Source organism: Dactylosporangium maewongense, from assembly GCF_039531485.1.
GTDB lineage: Bacteria > Actinomycetota > Actinomycetes > Mycobacteriales > Micromonosporaceae > Dactylosporangium > Dactylosporangium maewongense.
Genome location: NZ_BAAAQD010000004.1, coordinates 107,771 through 129,343, shown reverse-complemented (window position 1 = coordinate 129,343; position 21,573 = coordinate 107,771). Strand labels below are relative to the sequence as shown.

At 73.7% G+C, this 21,573-nt stretch carries 17 protein-coding genes; 7 read left to right on the top strand and 10 right to left on the bottom strand.

Annotation, left to right across the window (positions count from 1 at the left end; all coding sequences use genetic code 11):
- Positions 1-2: 2 nt before the first annotated feature.
- The 9 genes from ABD332_RS12675 to ABD332_RS12635 form a co-directional block, all read right to left on the bottom strand.
- The gene (locus tag ABD332_RS12675) at positions 3-995 is read right to left on the bottom strand and encodes a polyprenyl synthetase family protein (protein ID WP_344502022.1); all 993 of its coding nucleotides are present in this window, start codon (positions 993-995) and stop codon (positions 3-5) included.
- Positions 992-1,840 carry a UbiA prenyltransferase family protein gene (locus ABD332_RS12670; protein ID WP_344502021.1) on the bottom strand — a complete coding sequence of 283 codons (849 nt, stop codon included), beginning with the start codon at positions 1,838-1,840 and terminating at the stop codon, positions 992-994. Before ABD332_RS12670 ends, ABD332_RS12675 begins: the two co-directional genes overlap by 4 nt.
- Positions 1,837-3,012 (bottom strand): cytochrome P450, encoded by a 1,176-nt coding sequence (locus ABD332_RS12665; RefSeq protein ID WP_344502020.1) that lies wholly within the window; start codon positions 3,010-3,012, stop codon positions 1,837-1,839. Before ABD332_RS12665 ends, ABD332_RS12670 begins: the two co-directional genes overlap by 4 nt.
- Positions 3,009-5,648, bottom strand: coding sequence for a PEP/pyruvate-binding domain-containing protein (locus ABD332_RS12660; RefSeq protein ID WP_344502019.1), 2,640 nt, complete (start codon positions 5,646-5,648; stop codon positions 3,009-3,011). The genes ABD332_RS12665 and ABD332_RS12660 overlap by 4 nt, the downstream gene beginning before the upstream one ends.
- Entirely contained in the window at positions 5,645-6,292 is a 648-nt protein-coding gene (locus ABD332_RS12655; RefSeq protein ID WP_344502018.1) for a nitroreductase family protein, read from the bottom strand. The genes ABD332_RS12660 and ABD332_RS12655 overlap by 4 nt, the downstream gene beginning before the upstream one ends.
- An 11-nt stretch (positions 6,293-6,303) precedes the next feature.
- Positions 6,304-6,900, bottom strand: a complete 597-nt coding sequence (locus tag ABD332_RS12650; RefSeq protein ID WP_344502017.1) for a methyltransferase family protein — start codon at positions 6,898-6,900, stop codon at positions 6,304-6,306.
- Positions 6,897-7,958 (bottom strand): ketoacyl-ACP synthase III family protein, encoded by a 1,062-nt coding sequence (locus ABD332_RS12645; RefSeq protein ID WP_344502016.1) that lies wholly within the window; start codon positions 7,956-7,958, stop codon positions 6,897-6,899. Before ABD332_RS12645 ends, ABD332_RS12650 begins: the two co-directional genes overlap by 4 nt.
- The gene (locus tag ABD332_RS12640) at positions 7,955-8,752 is read right to left on the bottom strand and encodes an AfsA-related hotdog domain-containing protein (RefSeq protein WP_344502015.1); all 798 of its coding nucleotides are present in this window, start codon (positions 8,750-8,752) and stop codon (positions 7,955-7,957) included. Before ABD332_RS12640 ends, ABD332_RS12645 begins: the two co-directional genes overlap by 4 nt.
- A gap of 315 nt (positions 8,753-9,067) precedes the next feature.
- Entirely contained in the window at positions 9,068-10,873 is a 1,806-nt protein-coding gene (locus tag ABD332_RS12635; RefSeq protein ID WP_344502014.1) for an endonuclease/exonuclease/phosphatase family protein, read from the bottom strand.
- Between the two features lie 287 nt (positions 10,874-11,160).
- Between ABD332_RS12635 and ABD332_RS12630 the strand changes: the two genes are divergently transcribed.
- From ABD332_RS12630 to ABD332_RS12620, 3 genes are all read left to right on the top strand, one after another.
- Positions 11,161-12,894: a hypothetical protein gene (locus ABD332_RS12630; RefSeq protein WP_344502013.1), complete on the top strand. Its 1,734-nt coding sequence runs from the start codon at positions 11,161-11,163 to the stop codon at positions 12,892-12,894.
- Between the two features lie 181 nt (positions 12,895-13,075).
- The gene (locus ABD332_RS12625; protein WP_344502012.1) at positions 13,076-14,662 is read left to right on the top strand and encodes a hypothetical protein; all 1,587 of its coding nucleotides are present in this window, start codon (positions 13,076-13,078) and stop codon (positions 14,660-14,662) included.
- Positions 14,663-14,672: 10 nt separating this feature from the next.
- Positions 14,673-15,977: a hypothetical protein gene (locus ABD332_RS12620; protein WP_344502011.1), complete on the top strand. Its 1,305-nt coding sequence runs from the start codon at positions 14,673-14,675 to the stop codon at positions 15,975-15,977.
- A gap of 55 nt (positions 15,978-16,032) precedes the next feature.
- On the opposite strand, the gene ABD332_RS12615 is transcribed toward ABD332_RS12620, so the two are convergent.
- Positions 16,033-16,842 carry an SDR family NAD(P)-dependent oxidoreductase gene (locus ABD332_RS12615; protein WP_344502010.1) on the bottom strand — a complete coding sequence of 270 codons (810 nt, stop codon included), beginning with the start codon at positions 16,840-16,842 and terminating at the stop codon, positions 16,033-16,035.
- Between the two features lie 218 nt (positions 16,843-17,060).
- Between ABD332_RS12615 and ABD332_RS12610 the strand changes: the two genes are divergently transcribed.
- The 4 genes from ABD332_RS12610 to ABD332_RS12595 all read left to right on the top strand — a co-directional run bounded on the left by ABD332_RS12610 (position 17,061) and on the right by ABD332_RS12595 (position 21,571).
- Complete coding sequence (locus tag ABD332_RS12610; RefSeq protein ID WP_344502009.1) at positions 17,061-17,435, top strand: VOC family protein; 375 nt, start codon at positions 17,061-17,063, stop codon at positions 17,433-17,435.
- A gap of 136 nt (positions 17,436-17,571) precedes the next feature.
- Positions 17,572-18,960, top strand: coding sequence for a serine hydrolase domain-containing protein (locus ABD332_RS12605; protein ID WP_344502008.1), 1,389 nt, complete (start codon positions 17,572-17,574; stop codon positions 18,958-18,960).
- Positions 18,961-18,975: 15 nt separating this feature from the next.
- On the top strand, positions 18,976-20,559 hold the full coding sequence (locus ABD332_RS12600; RefSeq protein ID WP_344502007.1) for an ABC transporter substrate-binding protein: 1,584 nt from the start codon (positions 18,976-18,978) through the stop codon (positions 20,557-20,559).
- Between the two features lie 13 nt (positions 20,560-20,572).
- The gene (locus tag ABD332_RS12595) at positions 20,573-21,571 is read left to right on the top strand and encodes an ABC transporter permease (RefSeq protein WP_344502006.1); all 999 of its coding nucleotides are present in this window, start codon (positions 20,573-20,575) and stop codon (positions 21,569-21,571) included.
- Positions 21,572-21,573 lie beyond the last annotated feature (2 nt).

The following is a 21,573-nucleotide window of genomic DNA, read 5'->3' as shown; positions in this document are numbered from 1 at the left end:
GGCTAGGCGACGGGGACCGGCAGCGGGAACGCCAGCATCGCGTCGTCGACGAGGGTGTGCAGGGCCGAGGTGTGCGGTGGCGTGCCGCCGAGGGCGTGCAGCGCCCCGTGCACCTCGGCGACCATCGCGTCGACCCGGCCGTGGTAGGCGCGCAGGTGCTCCGGGCCGGTCAGCAGCGCCTTGAACTCGGCCCGGGCGTCCGCCGACGTCGCCGCCGCCGCGTGCAGGGCCAGCAGTGCGGGGCGCTGCGCCGCCGGCACGCCGTCCAGCAGCAGCATCACGAGGAAGGTGGCGGCGCCGTTGCGGAGGTCCTCGTCCCGGCCGGTGATCAGGTCGCGCTGGTCGTTGGTGAGCTGGCGGAGGACCCCGAACCGGCGGCCGACGTCGCGCCAGCGGTCGACCCGGCCCGGGTCGGCGCCGGCCAGGCAGGCCGCCGTCGCGGTGGCCATGGCGTATGGCGCGCCGGTCTTGCCCTCGTAGCTGGCGAGGACCGACGCGGTCGTGGCGGTGGCCGGCCGGGCGGCGAGGTCCAGCAGCTGGCCGCTGATGCCGTCGAGCCAGCCGCGGGACAGCTCGGCCTGCGCCGCGACCTTCGTGGCGTCCGGCACGCGGGCCTCCCGCAGCAGCCTGGCCGGCAGGTGACTGCCGACGCCCAGCGCGGCCAGGATGTCCGCGTTGCACCGCGCCGGGTCGAAGGGTCCCCCGTCGGCGAGGTCGTCGAGGTAGCGGGCGGCGGCCCACCAGAGCACGTGGACGACCGCCGCCGGCCTGCCACCGGCCGGGTCGCCGGTCTCGGCGGCGTGGACGAGCAGCGGCAGCCGGATCATCACGTCCACCGCGCCGGTCGAGCCGCGCGCGGCCAGCCGGCCCAGGAAGCCGCCGAGGAACCCGGCCATGGCCTCGTCGGCGACGTCGCCGCCGGCTCGCAGTCGCGCCAGCAGCGCGGCCAGGTCCTCGTGCACCGCGCCGACCACCTCGGTGACGTCCGTCGTCATGATGTACCCCCTGCAGCAGCGGTCACGGCCCACGAGACGAACGAGGCCAGCAGATAGAAGAAGGCGAGGCGGGCGTCCCAGCGGTCCGCGCGGCGGAACCGCCACCACGCGAGGGCCGGCAGGGCCAGCGGCGGCAGCGTCAGGAGCACCCACGCGGACGGTGCCGCCAGCACCAGGACGACGGTGGCGGCGACCGGGCTCAGCACGGCGACCGCGACCGTCGCGGGCAGGCCGAACGTGGTCACGTACGTGCGTTCGCCGGGGCGCGGCGACCGGGTGATCTTCTTGGCCACCTCCAGGTGCAGCGTCGCCAGGACGACCACGGCGAGCGCCGGCCAGAACGACGGGCCGAAGCCGCCGCCCGTCGTGCGGAGGTGGAGGGTGTACAGGTACAGGTGCAGCAGCAGCTGCACGGGGCTGCTCAGCAGCAGCGTCAGCACCAGCCGCCCCGGGTCGGGGCCGGGGAGCAGCAACAGCAGCGCGTAGGCCAGCTGGACCGCGATGACGAGCGCCGCCCAGCAGTCGAACAGGTTCACCAGCACCAGGAGCGCGCCGATCACGCCGTACCAGCGCAGCAACGACGACCGGGTGACGACGCCGGCGGCGAGCGGGCGGTCCGGGTTGTGCACGCGGTCGTAGGGCAGGTCGCGGATGTCGTCGACGATGCGCATGAGCAGCATGTCGACGGCGATGGTGAGCGCCGCGACGGCGGTGCCGAGCCCCGGCCGCCAGGGGCCGGCGGGCGGGCCGGTGAGGGCGAAGAGGCCGGTGACGCCGTAGGCCCAGCAGACCGCGAACAGGATCGACGGCACCGGCGGGTAGCTGCCGCGGATGAACGCCCTCACGGTCGCACCGGCGAGCCCAGGTGCACCGGCAGGCGCCACAGGCCGCGCAGGAACATCTTGTCCCGCCACTCGTCGGCGCCTCCGGAGGCGGGGCGCAGGTCCGGGAAGCGGCGCAGCAGCGCGCCGATCGCGGTGCGCAGCTGGACCCTGGCGTGCGGGGCGCCGACGCACATGTGCCGGCCGTGGCCGAAGCCCAGGTGCGGGTTGGCGGGCCGGTCGAGGCGGAACTCGTCCGGGTCCGGGAAGACCGCCGGGTCGCGGTTGGCCGCGTCGGTGAGCGGGACGACGACCTGCCCGGCGGGCAGCGGCACCCCCGCGAGCTCCGCGTCGGCGAGCAGGACGTGCGGCTGCCCGCCGGTGCCGGCGAACCACACCCAGCGCAGCAGCTCCTCCACCGCCGCGGGGATCAGCTCGGGGCGCTCGACCAGCGTGCCGCGGAGCTCGTCGTCGTGCAGCAGGTGGTGTACGCAGCTGCTCAGGTGACTCGCGGTGGCGTCCCCGCCGGCCATGACGAGCCCGGCCGCCATGACGACGATCTCCTGCTCGCTGAGCGCCGGCGCGAGCGACCCGAGGAACCCAACAGCCCCAGTCGCGCCCTCCCGGCAGCCTCCGAGCCGTTCGCGGAAGTAGCCGTGCATGGCGGCCGTCGCGGTGGTGACCTCGTCTGGCTCGCACCGGCCCGCGGACATCATCACGTCGGTCCACGCGACCAGCTGGTCGACGTCGCCGGCCGGCGTGCCCATGATGCGGGCGATCACCAGGTAGGGCAGCGGCCGCAGGTACGCCGCGACCAGGTCGACCGGTCCGGGCTTCGCGGCGGCCTCGTCGAGCAGGTCCTCGGCGAGCCGCTCGATCCACGGCCGGTCGGCCTCCGCGGCCCGGTGGGTGAACGCCGCCTGCACGGTCCGGCGGCGGCGGGTGTGCAGCGGCGGGTCGGTGGTGGCCAGGGCGAGGGTGTCGGGGCTGCGGGCGAACATGGTGCCGCCGTGCCACTGCTGCCGGCTGAACCGCGGGTCCGACAGCACCGTGCGCACGTCGGCGTGGCCGGTGACGAGCAGCGCCGGATGGTTGCCGCGGATGCGGACCGGCACGAGGGCGGCGCGGCGGAAGAGCGCCGCCTGCTCGGGGTCGAGGGCGACGCCGGGGCGGCTCTCGAAGGGGAACTGCGTCATGACGCCTCGGCGATGATCCGGACGGTCCCGGCGGTGCCGTCGAGCTCGATCAGCGCGCCGTCGGGAATGCGGCCGGTGGCGCCCGGCACGGCGACGACCGTCGGCACGCCGAGCAGCCGCCCGGTGATCGCGGTGTGCGACAGCAGCGTGCCGCGCTCCACGACGAGCCCCTTCGCCGCCATCATCAGGAACAGCCAGCCGGGGTCGGTCTCGCGGGCGACGAGGATCGCGTCGCGGCACGTCTCCGGCGGCACGGACGGGTCGAGGACGAGGCGGGCCGGGGCGCGCACGACGCCGGGCGCGGAGCCGAGCCCGGTCAGGACCCCGGTGTCGCCGGCGGCCGGCGCGGCGGTCACCTCCACGGCGGCCGGCAGCACGTCGGCGAGGGGGCCGGTGGCCGGGGTGCGCAGGAGGCCGGGCCGGCCGGGGCGGGCCTCGGCGAGGAGCCGTGCGCGACGGCGGGCGGCGGCGAGGTCGCGCAGCGCGGCGCACGGCAGCGTGCCGTCGTAGGCGCCGAGGACCTCGGCGACGGTGAGGTCGCGGATGTCGAGCGGGTCGTCGAGGTGGCCGGTGGCGTGCAGGTCGGCGCCGAGCCGCCACAGGATGTCGCGGGACAGCCCGTACAGCTGCGTGCGGCAGAACCGGGTGTCCTCGCGGACCCGGGCGGTGTAGCGCACGTAGCGCGCCAGGGTGCGCAGGACGGTTCGGCGCAGCCGGCCTGGGCAGCGCGCGGCGAGCTCCTCGGCGGCCTGGCGGGTGGCCCGCTCCTCCGCCTGGATCAGGCCCTCGACCGTGCGGTTCTGGCTGATGTACGGGCGGAGCACCTCCAGCAGCGTCCACGGCTGCTGGCGCGGGGTCGGCTGCTCGAGCTTGAGGTCGTGCAGCGCGCGGTCCCCGTAGCGGCGCAGGTAGTCGGCGGCCGCCTCGGCGAGGGGCGTGCCGTGCCCGCCGGTGCTGATGGCGCGCCACACCTCGCGGGGGCGCTCCCCGGACTCGACGGCCGCGCGCAGGTCCGGGTCGGCGGCGACGAGCTCGGCGAGGGCGACGGCGGCGCGGACCGACCGCAGCGACCGGTTCGCGGGGCCGCCGGTCAGCAGGCCGGTGAGCAGGCCCTTCGCGCCACCGGCCCACCGGTCGAGCAGGCGCATCAGGGCCTTCACGGCGAGCAGCCCGTAGATGGAGTTGGTGAGCGTGACGCCCCAGCGGACGCTCATCGCCGCCCACAGCTCCCGGTAGGCGGCGACGAGCTGGTGCGGGGTGCGCCCGGACAGGTCGCCGGCATCCGCCATCACGCCGTCCCACCAGCGCAGGAACTCCCTGGCCTGGCGGGGGTGGCGGGTGGCCCGCAGGAGCGTGCCGGGCAGCGCGAGCCACGCCCGCCGGCGCGGGCGGGTGACGGCCGGGCGTGCCTCGCCGGTGACCCCCATGCCGTCCTGCCACACGTCGCGGACGAGGTCGAACACCGGCATCTGGCCGTGCAGGGCGTGCCAGGCGCCGAGGCGGTAGTAGACCCGCCCCTCCAGGTGCGCGACGAGCTGCTCCAGGTGGTGCCGGTTCGCCGCCACGGTGCGGGTCGGCACGCCCATGCGGTGGTACAGGTCGCCGAACGCGCGCCGGTAGAACTCCTGCGCCTGCGAGAAGGTAAGCGCGCCGGAGACGCCCGGGTAGCTCTCGGTGATGTTGTGGTTGGCCCAGTACACCGGCGGCCCCGCGGGCATCACCATCGGCCGGGCCTGCACCAGGTGCAGGGTGCCGTCGGCGGTGATGGTGCCCTCGACGTCCTGCGGGCCGCCGAAGAACGCCTCGGCCCGGGCGGCGAGGGCCGCGACGGCGCGGGCGGTGCGGTCGTCGAGCACCGGCGCGTCGGCGAGGTCCGCCGGCACGGGCAGCAGCGCGAGCTCGCCGGTGTCGTCCGGCGGGCCGACCATGCGCTCCTTGCGGACCAGGTCGGCGGTCACGGTCGCGCCGGTGACGTGGAAGTGGTCGACGTCGGCCTTCTCCTGCACGACGCCCTCGCCGATGCCGTGCGCGGCGGCAATGACGGTGCGCCGGGCGCCGTCGCGGGGGTCGCGGGTGAACGCCACGAACGAGCGGGTGCCGGGCACCATCAGCTGCACGCCGACCGCGATCCGGGTCCTGGCCGGGTCGAGGCCGCGGTGCCGCCGGTAGGCGACGGCCCGGGCGGTGAACGCCGACGCCCAGCAGGCCGCGATCCGGTCCGCGACCCGGTCGGCGGGCACGTAGAGGAAGCTGTCGCTCATCCCCGCGAACGGGTCGGCGCCGTCCTCGCCGTCCTCACCGTCCACTGTGGACGTGACGGCGCAGGCCCGGACGGCGAACAGCGCGTCGGGCCCGAACCGGTCGCGGACCTCGGCGAGGATGCCGTCCGGGACCGGGGCGGCGCGCAGGGCGGCGGCCGCCCGCGTCCACCGCTGCGGGTCCTCGGGGTCCCCCTCTGGGTCTCCCGCGGCGCCGGCGCTGTCCTGAACGGACTGCCACGCCGCGTCGAACGCGGTCGCCGGGACGGTGACCAGGTCCGGCACCGGGAACCCGGCGGCCCGCATCCGGTGCAGGCGGGCGAACTTGTGCCCGACGAGCGCCGGGTCGGCGACGTCCGCGCCGGTGGTGATCGTCATGTCTCGTTCCAGCCGTCGATGTGGATGACACTGTCCAGCGGGGCGCGCCGGGCCGGGCGGAAGCCGCCGCCGATCGGGTGCGCGGTCGGGATCAGCGCGCCCTGCCGGACGTGGCCGGGCAGCCGCAGCAGCGCGGCGACCTCCTCCTCCCGGTCCAGGTGGGTGGTGGTCCAGGCGGTGGCGAGGCCGCGGGCGCGGGCGGCGAGCATGTAGCTCCACGCGGCCGGCAGCAGCGACCCCCAGATCCCGGCCTGGTTGCCGGTGCCGAGCCCGCGGCGCACCTCCAGGCACGGCACGACCAGGACGGGGACCTGCCCGAGGTGCTCGGCGAGGTGCCGGGCGCTGGCGAGGGTCCGGGGCGGGACGCCCGTGTCGGTGGCGTCCGGCGGGTACCGCTGCTCGAAGGCCGCGCGGTACACCTTGCCGATCGAGGAACGCAGCACCGGGTCGGTGACGACCAGCCACCGCCAGTGCTGGCGGCCCGCTCCGGTCGGCGCCTGCAGGGCCACCTCCAGGCAGGCGCGGACGTCGGCGAGGTCGACGGGGCGGGTCAGGTCGAGCCGGTGCCGCACCGACCGGGTGGTGGTGAGCACCTCGGCCGCGCTCATCCCGGTGGTGCCGGCCGTGCCCATCACAGGGCCCATCACAGGGTCCATCACCAGACGCCCGGGACGAGACGCTTGCGGCCCACGGCGTAGTCGCGGTAGCCGGGCATGTCCCACAGCACCTGCTCCTCGACCCGCAGCCGCCACACGATCGACGCGACGAGCGCGCAGAGCGCCACGACCCCGGCGGGGCCCGGGAAGCAGCCGACGAGCCCGAGGTGGGCCAGGATCATGCCGGCGTACGCGGGGTGCCGCACCAGGCGGTACGGCCCGTGGGTGACGGCGACCTGGTCGCTGCGGCGCACCACGTGGTGGGAGTAGAACCGGCCCAGGGTGCGGATCGCGGTCTCGCGCAGGACGACGCCGACGACGAACAGCGCGGCCGACGCCCAGAACCAGGCCGGGCGCTCCCCCGGCACCAGCAGGCAGCAGCCGATGGTGGCGAGCCGGGCCGCACCGTACGGCACGATCGTCCACGCGTCCTGCGGCGCGCTGGTGGCCCGCAGCGCGATCGGGGCCTCGACGAGCAGCCACAGCGCGTACAGGCCGGCGACGACGAGCGCGGCCGGGTCGTCGCGGTGCGTGTACACGCCGCCGGCGAGCAGCCCGAAGGCGGTGACGAAGATGATCCAGGGTGCGGCTCTCATGCGGTCCACTCCGGTCGGTGCAGGATCTCCAGGACGGCGGCGCCGACCGCGATGCCGGTGCCGTTGGCCATGACCAGGACCCGGTCGCCGGGCTCCAGCTGGCCGGTGAGCACCAGGTGCTCCAGGGCGGCGACCTGGTCGCCGGAGCCGAGGTGCCCGAGGTTGCGGCCGAACTCCAGCACGCCGCGGGTGTGGTCGATACCCAGCGGCTTGAGCACGTGCTTGACGTACCGCTCGTCGCCGGCGAACACGTGCAGCACGCGGGTCACGTCGGCGGCGGTGACGCCGGCGTCGGCGAGGGCCTCCTCCGCGGTCCCGGTCCGGGCGTCGCGGAGCCGGCGCAGCGCGGTCGCGAGCCGTCCCGGGCTCTTCGCGTCGTACGCGGCGAACCGGTTGCCGAGCCGGACCGGCCCGTCGGCGGCGACCGGCGGAGGAAAGATGCGCTCGTCGCCGCGGTACATCTCCTCCAGGTCCGACAGCGAGCGGTTGACGATGCTGCGCACCCGCGCGAACCCGCCCCGGTTGCTCAGCACCGCGGCGGTGCCGGCGTCGCCGAGGATCGAGCCGCGGTTGGTGCCGGCGTTCGTCGCGTACCGCCAGCGCACCGCCGGGTCGTACCCGGTGGCCGGCTCGACCCCGAAGTTGTCGCCGTTGGTCACCAGCACCGCGCCCGGCCCCGGGCGGGCCAGGTGCCCGGCGGCGAGGTCGAACGCGTTGAGCATGCCGGCGCTGCCCTGCCGCAGCTCGATCGCGGGCGCGCCGTGGCCGACGACGCGGTGCTCGATGTAGTGCTGCGGGCACCAGCCGTTGGGGCCCTGCGGCGCCGACGTCACGTGCAGCAGCAGCCCCACCAGGGCCGGGTCGATGCCGGAGCGGTCCATCGCGGTGCGGGCGGCGCGCACGGCCAGGTCGGCGGGCGCGATGTCGCCCGCGACCGCGACCCCGGTCCAGCCGTCCTGCTCGGCGCCGCACCAGCCCTGCCGGGCCGCCTCGGCGACCGTGAGGACGGGCGGGAGGCAGGTGCCGACACTCGCCAGCCACAGCTCGTCGAACCTCACGCGGCCCGCACCTTCCGGTAGGCCGCGGGCGACATCGTGTGGGTGACGAGCCGGATGGTGCCGAGGTCGGCCGTCCCGGCGTGCAGGCCCATGTCGAACGCGGTCCGCGGCCGGGGCTTCCCCGGCGGCCGGCGCCAGCTCACGTGCAGCGGCAGGCCGGCGGGCGGGGCGGCCGGGATGTCGGCGGCCAGGTCGATCCAGACGACGTGGGTGTCGAACGCGTGACCGTTGGCGATGTGGCCGAGCATGAGCACGAGCTGGCGGGCCGCCTCGATCACCTCGATCGGGTCCCGCAGGTCGCCGGGCGGGGCGAGGCTCGGGCAGCGCAGCACGGCGCAGGTGAACCCGCCGTCCGGCGTCTCGGTGGGCGCGCCCAGCATGACGGTGCTCAGGTCGGCCCGGTGCACGAGCCTCGGGTCGGCGGGGGTGGCGAGCGTCCGCTCGGCGGGTGCCGTGAGGGTCGCCGTCCCGCCGCGGCCGGACCCGCCGGCCGGCCCGGCCGCGGGCAGGGGCAGCGGCGGCGTGGCCTCGGGCAGGGCCGGCTCCGGCAGCACGGTGACGGTGCCGCGGCAGATGTCCCGGGTGGTGCCGCCGACCGACTGGGTGGCGGTGAGCTCGAGCGTGTCACCGGCCCCGCCGCAGTGCAGGTCGACGCCCCCTTCGAGCTCGCCGAACGCCGGGAACGCGAATTCGAGCCGCAGCCGGCGGCCGGCCCGCCGCAGCCCGCCGCCGGTGACGTCGCCGGCCAGCCCGAGCAGGCCGGCGACGAGCAGATTGCCTGGTAGATGATCCACCGGGTGGTCAAAAAAGAATGGATGATGTCGATCCACGGGTAATTGAACTGTCCGCATCAATGCCCCCCATTCACGTCCATGACGCGGTGTGAAGCATCGAAGTATGGTGTCGAAACTTGCGGCCGTCAATACTGCGAAATCAGCTTGTATTCACCTCACCGTCATACTTTCGGATGAACCTCATTCATACTTATGACGTTCAACTGATCACTGTGCACCAGTTGTCCACGAATGCGAAACAATGCGGTAATGAACTGCTGAAACGTCAGATGTATCGGTGCACAGAAATGTGCACTTTCGGTGCCAGGAACTCGCTCAACCGACCTGGAAGACCGTCAGGACCGCGGCGTGATCCGACGGCCAGGCGTTCGCCGATGGATTGGACTGCGACGGGGCGCCGACCCAGAGCGCGTCGGAGGAGACGACGGTCAGCGGGCCTTTGTAGTGAATGAAGTCGATGCGATCCTGCGGCTCCGCCTCGCCGGCGTGGGAGTCGTACCCGTAACCGCCGGTGAACGTCTTGAACACCGGTGACCAGGTCGTGCCCGGGAACGCCGCCGGGTTCGGGTGTGCCTGCCGGTAGGAGTCGGTCAGGCCCGCGTTCGCGGGGGCGGTCGACGTCGGCCAGGGCACCGCGCCGTAGCCGCAGCGCGAGTTCGACGCCGTCCAGTCCAGGTGCGACGGGGCGTTGAAGTCGCCGACCAGCAGCACCGGCGTGCTCGACGCGGCCGCCAGGTCGGGGCCCATCGCCGAGACGATCGTGTTGATCTGGCCCGTCCGCCCGGCCGCCGCCTCCTGGTTCAGCAGCTGCTGGACGCCCATCCGGCCGAAGCAGGCGTCGTACGGGCCGTACGGCGTGTACCCAAGGTGCGCGCTCCACAGCCGCACCGACCGAGCGCCGAGATCGATCCGCGCCGCGACCGCCCTGCCCGCGATGGCCGTGCCCGTGGCGGTGATCGGGTAGCGGCTGACCACCGCGACGGAGCCGTCCTGGTGGAACGACCAGCCCAGCGCGCCGGCGAGCCGCTGCGCGGCCCCGTCGTTCTCCTGGAGGCCGACCACGTCGGCGTCGCTGTCGAGCAGGAACTTGAGCTCCTTCTCGAACCCGCCGGTGACGGAGCTGCCGCCGTGCCACAGGTTCCAGCTCAGCGCGCGCAGCTGCGGCACCAGCACGCCGGACTGCACCCGGACCGTCACCGTGGCGTCCGCGGTGCCGGTCGACGACGTCGCCCGGACGCCGATCGTGACCGTGCCGGCCGCGGTCGGCGTACCGCTGACGACACCGGACACGGAGACGCTCGCCCACGCGGGGCCGCTGGTCTTGGTCAGGGTCAGGCCGGCGGTGCCGCCCTGGACGAGACCGCCGACCGCCGCCGTGTAGGCGACGCCGACCTTCGCGTTGCGCAGCGCGAACGCGCTCGACGGGAACCGCGGCGCGCCGGTGCCGGTGACCCGGATCGGGAACGGCTGCGCCAGCCACGTGTACCCGTCGTTGTACAGGTAGTAGACGATGTAGTCGCCCGGCGTCAGCCCGGTCGTCGGCAGCGTCGCGGACCCGCTCGCGTTCGGGGTGTACGCCCACGCCAGCGACGGCCCCACGTAGACCTGGTTCACCGGGCCGTCGCCGGGGTTGCGGTACAACCCGACCCAGTTCTTGGCGTTGGCGCTGGTCGTCGTGTACGACACCTGCACCGGCGAGCCGGCGGCGACGGTGGGGTCGGCGACGGTGAGCGTCCCCGGGAGCGCGGCGGTCAGCTTGAGCTTGACCGGCTGCGCGAGCCATGTATACCCGTCGTTGTAGAGGTAGTACAGGACGTAGTTGCCCGGCGTGAGCCCGCCCGTCGCGAGGACCCCCGACCCGCTGCCGTCCGGCGTGTACACCCACTTCAGCGACGGCCCGACATACGCCTCGCCCACCGGCCCGTTGCCGGGGTCCGCGTACAGCCCGACCCAGTTCTTCGCCTGGGGCCGCGGCGTCGCGTACTGGAACCGCACATCGGACCCGACCGCCACCGTCGCGGAGCTGACGGCGAGGGACCCGTCGGCCGCCGCCCTCGCCTCCGGAACCGGCCCGATCAGCACCGCCAGCATCGCCAGCACCACAAGGACAACTCTGCGCACTGAAGCTCTAAATATCGACACTCAACTATTGTGAGGGATCATCTGACGCCGATGTGACATCGTAGCCACATCCCGCCGAACCGCGGCCCAAGAAATCGCCGCGACCGCCGCAGGACACCGTTCATCGGCGCGGGTTCTGCCAGGTCCGCGGTCGCAGCGGGATGGTCCGGGGCGGTCCGGGGTGGAGCGGGCGGTGGCGAAGCGTTACGGTTCTCGATCGGTGGCGTGTTGCGGGGGCGGCTCACCGGGTGCGGCCCCGGCCCGTGCTGGATCGGGAGGACGGTGGCATGGCGGGGAGCGATCCGGTGCCGGGCGACGTGTGGAGCCTGACGGATCCCGATGAGGGCACCGCCGAACGTCCGATCGTGGTGCCGCCCGGCCCGCCGGCGATGGCGCAGGCCGCGCCGCTGCCGATGTCCGCGGCTCCTCGGGTGCCCGGGCCGCCGGTGCCGCCGGTGCCGCCGATGCCGTCGATGCCCCAGGCCGCGCCGCTGCCGGTGTCCGGGCCGCCGATGCCGCCGCCGGTGGCGCAGGCCACGGTGGCGCAGGACGCGACGACGGAGCTGCCGCTGGTCACGCCGCCGCCGGTCCCGGCACCACCACGGCCGCAGGTGCCGTTCACCGCTCCCCCACCGGCACAGCAGGCCGTGCCGCCGTCCGTACAGCAGGCCGGGCCGCCGCTCCTGCCGCCCCCCGTGGCGCCACCGGTCCAGCAGGCCGGGCCGCCGCTCGTGGGGATGGGGGCACCGCCGGTACAGGGGCCGCCGGAAGCCTTCGCCGGGGAGGTGGCGCCGCGCGGAAGGGGGCGCACCGGGCTGGTCCTCGCCGCCGCCGGGCTCACGCTGGCCGTCGCGGTCGGCACCGTCGCCGCGGTCAAACTGTCGGGGTCCGGTGGTGGCGGTGGCGCGCCGGTGGTCGTGGCGCAGGAAGGGGACCCGTCCAGGGCGGGCAGCCAGGCCGGCACGGCGTCGGGGACGCCCGACGGTGAGCGGGTGCCGCTGGCGCCGAGCGCCTCGGTGCCGCCCGCGCAGCTGAAGCCCGGCTTCAGGCTGGCCGCGGGGCAGGGGCTGCGCTCACCTAATGGCAGGTTCACGCTCACCCAGCAGCCGGACGGCAACCTCGTCCTCGCCGACGAGGCGAAGCGGGTGCAGTGGTCGTCGCAGACGCCGTCGAACCCGGGCGCGTACGCCAGCTTCAACCACGACGGCGACCTCGTCGTCTACGGCAAGAGCGGCGGCGTCCTGTGGCACACCGCCACCGGCGGGAAGGGCGCCCTGCTCGAGGTGCGCGACGACGGCAACGCCGTGGTGTCGCAGGCCGGGAAGCAGGAGCTGTGGTCCAGCCAGGGCGAGCGGGGGCGGCTGTACCCGGGCCAGGCGCTGATCTCCGGGCAGCAGCGCCGCTCCCCCGACGGCCGGTTCACGCTCACCCAGCAGCCCGACGGCAACCTCGTGGTCGCGGGCGCCGACAAGAAGGTCGTCTGGAGCGCGCAGACGGGCGGCCGCTCGGGCGGGTCGACGCAGATGCAGAACGACGGCAACCTCGTCGTGTACGGCGCCGACAAGCAGCCGCTCTGGTCGTCGGGCACGTACGGCGCCACCGCGGTGACGGCCACGCTCAACGCCGACGGCAACCTCGTCCTCACCTCGGGCGGCAAGGTCCTCTGGGCCACGACGACCGACGGCGTCAGCAAGCTGACCTCCGGCCAGCGCCTCCTCGCCGGGCAGTCCCGCTCGGCGGCGAAGGGCGGCTACGAGCTGCTGCAGCAGCCCGACGGCAACCTCGTGCTGCGCAACTCGGCCAAGACCGTGGTGTGGCGCAGCGGCACCAGCGGCCACCCCGGCGCGTCGACGCGGATGCAGCCCGACGGCAACCTCGTCGTCTACGACACCGCGGGCAAGGCGCTGTGGAGCACCAAGACCTACGGCAAGGACGCCGGCTACCTGCTGGTCCAGGACGACGGGTCGGCCGTGCTCTACACCGCGGCCAAGAAGGCCGTCTGGACCAGCAAGACGGCCTGACCCCGGCCGGCACGATGCACCGCTGAATTCGGACGCATTTTATTCCGCGCGACACGTTCGTGTGACGCGCGCGGACTCCGTCGGCCGCGCCCAGATACCGTCATTTCCTGGACATCGCCCCCGTATTGCCCTGGCTACGCTTCGCGCACATGCCGGAGTCGTTGCAGGAAAGGGGCTACGAATGGGCAATGCCAGATCGCCACGACGGATATTCATCGCCGCCGTCTCGTGTGTGGCGATGGTGCTCGGCACGCAGTTCATGCTGGCCAGACCGGCGAGCGCGGCCAGCACCGTCACGGTGCGGGTGGTCATCGAACACGTCCTGGAACAGGGGTGCACCGACAACCTGTCCGGTTCGGACTTCTATTCGAAGATCACGATCGGCGGGCAGGACTTCAATTTCGGTCCGATCGACGGTGAGGACGAGATATCACCGGACTGGACCGCGGAAAAGGCGGTCGACGTCGACACGGCGGCCACCGTTCCGGTGGTGATCACCCTGGCGGAGTCGGACGGTTTCCTCAATTTCGAGGACGACGTCTGCGACATCTCGCCCAACGGTTCGGAGCTCGACCTCACGGTCAACCTGGTGCCGTGCGCCGTCACCGGCGACGTCAGCGGCGTGTGCGCCGGGCCGATCACCTCCGCCGGCAACGGCGACGCCGACATCCGGTTCCGGATCGAGGTCGACCTGCCCGCGGCGACGCCGGGGCTGGCCGTGCGGTGCACCCACACCCCGCTGTGGCCGCAGCCCGGCGACACCGTGACCATCACCGTCGAGTCGCTCGACGGCACGGTCCAGGTGGGCGACACGATGGCCGACCTGTCCTCCGGCGCGCCGGGGCCCGCGCTGGTCGACCACAAGAAGATCGCCGACGACCTGGAGGTGTGGGTCAACGAACCGACCGGACCCGACCTGCACGTCACCGGCAAGACCACCGACAGCTACGTCATCACCGACGTGCCCGCCGGTGACCTCGTGTACGGCTGCACCGCCCACGCCGGCGCCGACCGGGTCTTCACCGGCTGGCGGCGGACCAGGGTCGGCGCGCCCGCCGAGGGCACCGCGATCCCGGTCAGCTTCACCGGCGCCCGCACCAACCGGGTCGACGTCGTCTTCATCGCCGACAGCGACAGCTACACCGCGGCGACCGACCCGGCGTTCCTCGCCGACGCGACCGACGTCATCAAGGGCGCCTACTACGGCCAGGACTTCTTCCTCGCCAACCAGCAGCGGTTCAACTTCTGGCTGGCGGACCAGCGCGGCGACGCCGACCGGGTCGCCGCACCGACGCCGGCGAACCCGGCCAACACCAACTGCGTGCTGACCCGGCCGCCGAACTGGTCGAAGGACTACAGCTGGGCCGACACCGGCGTCATCCTGCACCGCGACACCTTCCGGGACTGCGCCAACGGGGGTGTCTTCTCCACCGAGCCGACGTCGCTGGGCACGGTGCTGCACGAGACCGGGCACGCGCCGTTCGGCCTCGCCGACGAGTACTGCTGCGACGGCGGCTACTTCGAGGCGCTGCCGAACCCGAACATGTTCGACACCCTCGCGAAGTGTCAGGCGGACGCCCCGACGCTGGGCCGCACCGCCGCCGACTGCCGGACCGTCACCGACGTCCGGCCGACCCCGGCGAAGAGCTGGTTCCTGTCCGAGCCGACGCCGAACGACCTCATGAACGCCGACCGGCGGCCACCGCAGGCCGCCGACATCAGACGCATGAACTGGTACTTCGACAACTGCGCCGCCGGAAAGTGCTGAGGGGGACGCCATGAGACTCAACCGACGCGCGCTCGCGCTGGTCACCGCATCGGCGACCGCCCTCGTCGCGGTCGCGGTCACGGTCGCGACGTCCGCCGCCGCGCCCGGCGACCCGGTCGACCCGGGGACCGCGCCGCAGCCGCAGTACGACTACGCGGACACGGCCAAGTCGTTCCTGGTCGACCTGAACTTCGCCGGACCGTCCGCGACGCTCGCCGGCGCCACCGTCGGCGAGCAGCGGTCCGTCTCCCACCTCGGCGACCCGCCGCTGCTGCGGCTCACGCTGACGGACGAGGACGGGGCACCGGCCGGCGCGTTCAACGCCTGGGATCCCCGCTGGTACTTCGATCAGACCGACGACGGCGGCGAGCGGCTCGTCGTGCGCGACGGCCCGGGGACGCTGACGGTGCCGTTCGACGCCGACACCGCGACGATGGTGGTGCGCGACGTGAACGCCGGGACGGACCTGGTGACCGTGGACCTGCGGCCCGCGGTGCACGAGTTCTGCGTGGCGCACCCGGGTGACCCCGACTGCGTCGAGGCCGACCTGGCCGTCACCGCGGCGACCGTGACCGGTGACCCGCTCGCCGTCATCGGGCTGCCGAGCACCGTCCAGGTGCGGACGGTCGTGGCGAACCTCGGCCCGGACGGGCCCGTCGACGCCGTCGTGACCCAGACCGCGACCGGGTCGCCGGGCGTCACGGTCACCCCGGCGAGCCGCACGTCCGCCGCCGGCGGGCTCGCGGTCGGCGCCCCGGCCACCCTGGACGGCGCCTACGACGTCACCTGTACCGCGCCGGGCGCCCAGACGGTCACGGTCACCACGACGGTCGCGCCCGCGAAGGCGAAGGTCGTCGACGCCGTCGCCGGCAACAACAGCCGCACGGCCACCTTCGCCGTCGACTGCGCCGTGCCGGTGACGCTGAACATCATGCCGGGCAGCCTCACCAACCCGGTCAACGTCAACCCCGGGGTGCTCCCGGCCGCGGTGCTCACCACGACCGCCGGCCAGTACGGCAACCCCCTGGCCTTCAACGCCGCGACGATCCAGCCGGCCACGGTGCGCATGGGCGTGCGCGGCCCGCTGATCGCCACCGGCGCCGGCGCGCCGGAGGACCACGGCAAGGTCCACCTGGAGGACTCGTACGAGCTCGACGAGCACACCCGCGACGGTGACAAGGACGGCGTGATCCACGCCCGCCGGGACCAGCTCGGCATCCAGCCGGGCACGGTCGAGATCTGCGTCCGCGGCCGGTTCGGCGCGGGCGCCGGCACGGCGTTCTTCGGCTGCGACCACATCACCCAGGTCCCGTGACGGACCCCTTCGAACGAGCGCCCCGGAGCCCTGGCACGCTGGGCTCCGGGGCGTCCTACAACGCTACCGCGGCGGCGCTCGCGTCCCAGAGTTTCGCGGCCGCCGCGGGGTCGCTCGCGTGCGCCGCCGGCGTGGTGAGCTTGTGCCCGACGTAGTAGCCGCCGTCCGTCAGCTCGGCCGCGGGCGTGGTGGCCAGCCACACCAGCAGCGCACCGGCCTTCTCCGGGGTGGTCAGGAACGGCGCGAACCGGTACACGAGCCGGACCGGTCCCTCGCCGAAGTTGGAGCGCACGACCCCCGGGTGGAAGGACACGCTGGTGACGTCCGGCCAGCGGCGCGCGGCCTCGGCGGCGAAGAGGATGTTCGCGGACTTCGCGGCACCGTACGCGCGGCCCCAGCGGTACGTGCCGGCGTCGCCGGTGAAGTCGTCCGGGTCCGGGCGGCCCTGCGTGTGCACCCGCGACGCGGTCGCCACCAGCCGCGCCCCGGTGAGCCGCTCCCGCAGCAGGCGCGTCAGCAGGAACGGGGCCAGGTGGTTGCCCTGGATCGTCGCCTCGTAGCCGTCCGCCGTCCGCCGGTAGCCGCCGACCATCCCGCCCGCGTTGTTGGCGAGGACGTCGATCGACGGGCACGTGTCGAGCAGGTACGCGGCGAGGTCCCGCACCTCCGCGAGCCGCTCGAAGTCGGCCCGGAAGCGCCCCGGCTCGCGGCCGCCGCCCGCGGCCCGCACCCGCGCGACCGCCGCCTCGAGGCGCCCCTCGTCGCGGCCGACGACGACCACCCGGTCGCCCTGGGCGGCGAACTGCTCCGCCGCCGCCAACCCGACACCGGAGCTCGCGCCCGTGATCACCACAGTTCGATCCATCGATGCAGTCTCCACGCCGCGCCCGGGATTCGCACGGCCGCCACGCGCACCGGATCTGGTAGCGTCGGCCGCGTGAACACCGGACCGGCGAGACGCCATGCACGGATCGGTGACCCGGTGGACGACTGACCCGCCGCGGTTCGGCGCGCGGACCTCCCAGCGATCGACGCTCGAGAAGGTCCCAGTCCACGCCGAAACCTGAAGTGAGGTCATGCCGGATGACGGCGACGTTCAACCACACCATCATCGCGTCGAAGGACCGCGCCGAGTCCGCGCGGTTCTACCGGGAGCTGCTCGAGGTGCCGGCCGCGCCCTCGTGGGGCCCGTTCACCAACGTCCAGCTCGACGGCGGCGTCCTGCTGCAGTTCGCCGAGCCGCCGGTCGAGATCCAGATGCAGCACTACGCGTTCCTGCTCGACGACGAGCGCTTCGACCGGGCGTACGCGCGGCTCACCGAGTGGGGCGTCGAGCACTGGGCCGACCCGCAGATGCGCCGCCCCGGCGAGATCAACCACGAGCACGGCGGCCGCGGCGTCTACTGCAAGGACCCCGCCGGCCACGCGGTCGAGCTCATCACCCGCCCGTACCTGTAACGGCGCCACCCCAACGCCGCGGTCCCGGTGACGCGCCGGGACCGCGGCCCGGGTTTGTCCGGCGGTACGAACTCGTGGGGGTGGAGTTGTCGTAGCGGACCAACACCGGCCGGTAGGGCCGCCCTAGGGTTGCCGCATGTCGGAACTGGGTGACATCCATCACTGGTTGCGTGAGCGTCTGCCCGCGCTGCTCGTCGAACACAAGGTGCCGGCCGCCGCGGTGGCGGTCTCGGTCGGGGGTGACGTCATCGACGTCGCCGCCGGCGTCCTGAGCCGGGCAACGGGGGTGGAAGCCACCACCGACTCGGTGTTCCAGATCGGCTCGATCACCAAGGTGTGGACGGCCACGCTGGTGATGCAGCTGGCCGACGAGGGGAAGCTCGACCTCGACGCGCCCGTCCGGCGGTACGTGCCGGAGTTCGTCATCGCCGACGGGGACGCGGCCGCCGCGATCACGGTGCGGCAGCTCCTGAGCCACACGGCCGGGTTCGAGGGTGACGTGTTCACCGACACCGGCAAGGGCGACGACTGCGTCGAGAAGTACGTCGCGACGCTCGGCGACACGCCGCAGCTGTTCGCGCCCGGCGCGATGTTCTCGTACAACAACGCCGGGTACTGCGTGCTCGGCCGGGTCGTCGAGGTGCTGCGCGGCAAGCCGTTCGACGCCTGCGTCCGGGAGCACCTGTTCGGGCCGCTCGGGCTGACCCACGCCGCCAACGGCGCCGACGAGGCGATCCTGTTCCGGGCCGCGGTCGGCCACATCCAGCCGGCGCCGGACGCCGACCCGGTGGCGGCGCCCGTCTGGGCCCTGGCCCGCTCCAACGCGCCGGCCGGCTCGATGCTCACCATGCGGGTCCGGGACCTCCTCGCGTTCGGCCGGATGCACCTCGACGGCGGGAAGGCGGCCGACGGCACCCAGGTGCTCAGCGCCGACGCCGTCGCGCAGATGCAGCGACCGGAGGTCACGCTGCCCGCGCTCGGCCTGATGGGCGACGCCTGGGGGCTCGGCTGGGAGGTGTTCGACTGGCCCGGCGGCACGGTCATCGGGCACGACGGCAACACGATCGGCCAGGCCGCGATGCTGCGCCTGGTGCCGGGCCGCGACGTCGCGGTCGCGCTGGTCTCCAACGGGGGCAACCCGTTCGCCCTGTACACCGCGATCTTCACCCGGATCCTGCGGGACCTGGCCGGCGTCGAGCTGCCGCCGCTGCCGGCGCCGCCGGAGGTCCCCGAGACCGTCGACGTCGAGCGCTACCTCGGCACGTACCGCTGCGACGTCGCCGAGCTGGTGGTGGAGCGCGACGGCGACGGCCGGCTCTGGCTGGAGCAGCGGCCCCGGGGGCTGATGGCCCAGCTCGGCGGCCAGGTCGAGCGGACCGAGCTGGTCCACCTCTCCACCGACCGGTTCGTCCCGCTCAAGGCGACGCTCGGCGTCCACCTGCCGCACGTCTTCGTCGGCGACGACGGGACCGGGCACGCCCTGTACATCCACAGCGGTCGCGCGATCCGCCGCGTCGCCAACTGACCACCGGAGGCATCCATGAGATCTGTCCGGACCATCGCTGCCCTCGGTGGTCTCGCGCTCCTGCTCGGCGCCTGCGGCGGCAACGCCGCGACCGGCGACCAGACGTTCGCCGACGGCAAGACGTTCACCATGGTGCTCGGCGCCGACCCCGGCACGCTCGACCCCCACCTCACGTCGCTGTCCGTCGCGATGGTGGTCGGCCGGTTCATGTACGACTCGCTCGTCAACATCGACCCGGACGGCAACGAGGTCGCCGGGCTGGCGCAGACCTGGCAGGGCACGACGACGTCCGCCACGTACACGCTGCGCAAGGACGTCAAGTGCGCCAACGGCAGCCCGCTCACCGCGACCATGGTCGCCGACAACATCAACTTCGTCGGCGACCCGAAGAACGCGTCGTCGCGGATCGGGGCGTTCGTCCCGGCGGGCGCCACCGCGAAGGCTGACGACGCGGCCGGCACCGTGACGGTCACGTCGCCAGCGCCGGCCTCGTTCCTCGCCCGGATGGTCGGCGGCCTGCCGATCGTGTGCGACAAGGGCATGAAGGACCGCAACCTGCTCAAGCAGGGCGGCGACGGCACCGGCATGTTCACGCTGACCGAGGCGGTGGCGAACGACCACTACACGTTCACCCGGCGCAAGGACTACGCGTGGGGCCCCGGCGACTGGAAGGCCGACCAGCGCGGCCTGCCCGACACGGCGGTCCTCAAGGTCGTCACCAACGAGTCGACCGCGGCCAACCTGCTGATGTCCAAGCAGGCGAACGCGGCGCAGCTGGTCGGTCCGGACCGGCAGCGGGTGCAGGCGGCGAACCTGCACCAGCGGCAGATCGAGGCGACGCTCGGCGAGCTGTGGTTCAACCACAAGAGCGGGCTGCCCGGCGCCGACGAGCAGGTGCGCAAGGCGCTGGTCCAGGCGCTGGACCTCACCGAGCTCGGCAAGGTCGTCAGCAGCGGCAACGGCAAGCCGCCGACCGGCCTCGTCTCGTCGGGCGGCGCGCCGTGCAAGCAGAACACGGTCGAGGGGAACCTGCCCGGGCACGACCTGGACGCGGCGAAGGCCGCGCTGGACGCCGCCGGCTGGACGGCCGGCGCGGGCGGCGTGCGCGCGAAGGGCGGGCAGAAGCTCACCATCGCGATCGCGTACCCGGCCAGCCTGGGCACCGGCTCGCAGGCCGGCGCCGAGCTCACGCAGAAGGTCTGGACGAGCGTCGGCGCGGAGGTCACCGTGAAGCCGGTGACCGACGCCGAGATCGGCACCGGCCTCCTCGGCGGGCAGCTCGCCTGGGAGGCGGCGTTCCTGCCGCTCAACACGCCACTGCCCAGCCAGGTCGTGCCCTACGTGTCCGGGCCGTCCGCGCCGAACGGCGTCAACTTCTCCAGCATCGACAACGCCGAGTACACCAAGGCGGTCACGGAGGCGTCGGCGGTCGCCGGCACGGCCGGCTGCGAGCAGTGGGCCGCCGCCGAGAAGGCCATCTTCAAGCACGTCGACGTGGTGCCGTTCGTCAACTCGACGGTGCCGATCTTCGGTCAGGGCGCGCGGTTCGAGATCGGCGACGGCGCGATGATCCCGCAGTCCATCCGGATGCTGGTGTAAGGAGGTGACCGGCGTGCGAGCCAGGACGGAAAAACTGACGGAGAAACTCACGGAGAAACTGACGGACAACGCGTGGGTGCGGTTCGCCGCACGCCGGTCGCGCAGGCTGCTGCTGTCGGTCTGGGTGCTGCTGACCGCGGCGTTCGGCATGATCCACCTGATCCCGGGTGACCCGGTGCGGGCGGCGCTCGGCGTCGCCGCACCGGCCGAGCTGGTCGCCGCGCGCCGGGAGCAGCTGGGCCTGGACGACCCGCTGTGGCGGCAGTACCTGGACTACCTGGGCGACCTGTCCGCCGGACGGTTCGGCACCTCGACGGTCTCCGGCCTGCCGGTCTCCCAGGTCATCGCGGAGCGCTACCCGGCGACGCTGGAGCTCGCCGTGTACGCGTTCCTGGTCGCCGTCGCGCTCTCGGTCCCGCTCGGGCTGACCATGGCGGTGCTGACCCGGGGCGGCCGGCGCCGGCGGCTGGAGCTCGGCTTCACCTCGACCAGCGTGTTCTTCGGCGCGGTGCCGGAGTTCCTGGTCGGCGCCGGGCTGGTGTACCTGTTCGGGGTCCAGCTCGGGCTGGTGCCGATCGCCGGGCGGGCCGGGCCGGACTCCTACGTGCTGCCGGTCCTCGCCCTTGCCCTCGGCCCGGCCGCGGTGCTCGCCCGGATCATGCGGGTGGAGACCCTGGCGGTGCTGGACGCCGACTACATCCGCACCGCCCGCGCGAAGCGGCTGCCGGACCGGCGGCTGTACCTGCGGCACGCGCTGCCCAACTCGGTGACGGCCACGGTCACCATCGCCGGGCTGCTGCTGGGCGGGCTGGTCGCGGCGACCGTCCTGGTGGAGAACGTGTTCGCGTGGCCGGGCCTGGGCAGCACCATCGTCCAGTCGATCCTGGCCAAGGACTACCCGGTGGTGCAGGGCATCGTGCTGATCTACGGCCTCGGCGTGCTCCTGGTCAACCTCGTGGTCGACGTCGGCCTCGCGCTGCTCGACCCGCGCTCGACGATCCGGGAGAGCTGAAC

Bases quoted from the DNA above. Each gene is read 5' to 3' on its own strand.
- ABD332_RS12650 (WP_344502017.1), bottom strand. From the start codon at position 6,900: ATGAGAGCCGCACCCTGGATCATCTTCGTCACCGCCTTCGGGCTGCTC.
- ABD332_RS12625 (WP_344502012.1), top strand. From the start codon at position 13,076: ATGGGCAATGCCAGATCGCCACGACGGATATTCATCGCCGCCGTCTCG.
- ABD332_RS12675 (WP_344502022.1), bottom strand. From the start codon at position 995: ATGACGACGGACGTCACCGAGGTGGTCGGCGCGGTGCACGAGGACCTG.
- ABD332_RS12620 (WP_344502011.1), top strand. From the start codon at position 14,673: ATGAGACTCAACCGACGCGCGCTCGCGCTGGTCACCGCATCGGCGACC.
- ABD332_RS12615 (WP_344502010.1), bottom strand. From the start codon at position 16,842: ATGGATCGAACTGTGGTGATCACGGGCGCGAGCTCCGGTGTCGGGTTG.
- ABD332_RS12600 (WP_344502007.1), top strand. From the start codon at position 18,976: ATGAGATCTGTCCGGACCATCGCTGCCCTCGGTGGTCTCGCGCTCCTG.
- ABD332_RS12665 (WP_344502020.1), bottom strand. From the start codon at position 3,012: ATGACGCAGTTCCCCTTCGAGAGCCGCCCCGGCGTCGCCCTCGACCCC.
- ABD332_RS12655 (WP_344502018.1), bottom strand. From the start codon at position 6,292: ATGGGCCCTGTGATGGGCACGGCCGGCACCACCGGGATGAGCGCGGCC.
- ABD332_RS12610 (WP_344502009.1), top strand. From the start codon at position 17,061: ATGACGGCGACGTTCAACCACACCATCATCGCGTCGAAGGACCGCGCC.
- ABD332_RS12605 (WP_344502008.1), top strand. From the start codon at position 17,572: ATGTCGGAACTGGGTGACATCCATCACTGGTTGCGTGAGCGTCTGCCC.
- ABD332_RS12630 (WP_344502013.1), top strand. From the start codon at position 11,161: ATGGCGGGGAGCGATCCGGTGCCGGGCGACGTGTGGAGCCTGACGGAT.
- ABD332_RS12660 (WP_344502019.1), bottom strand. From the start codon at position 5,648: ATGACGATCACCACCGGCGCGGACGTCGCCGACCCGGCGCTCGTCGGG.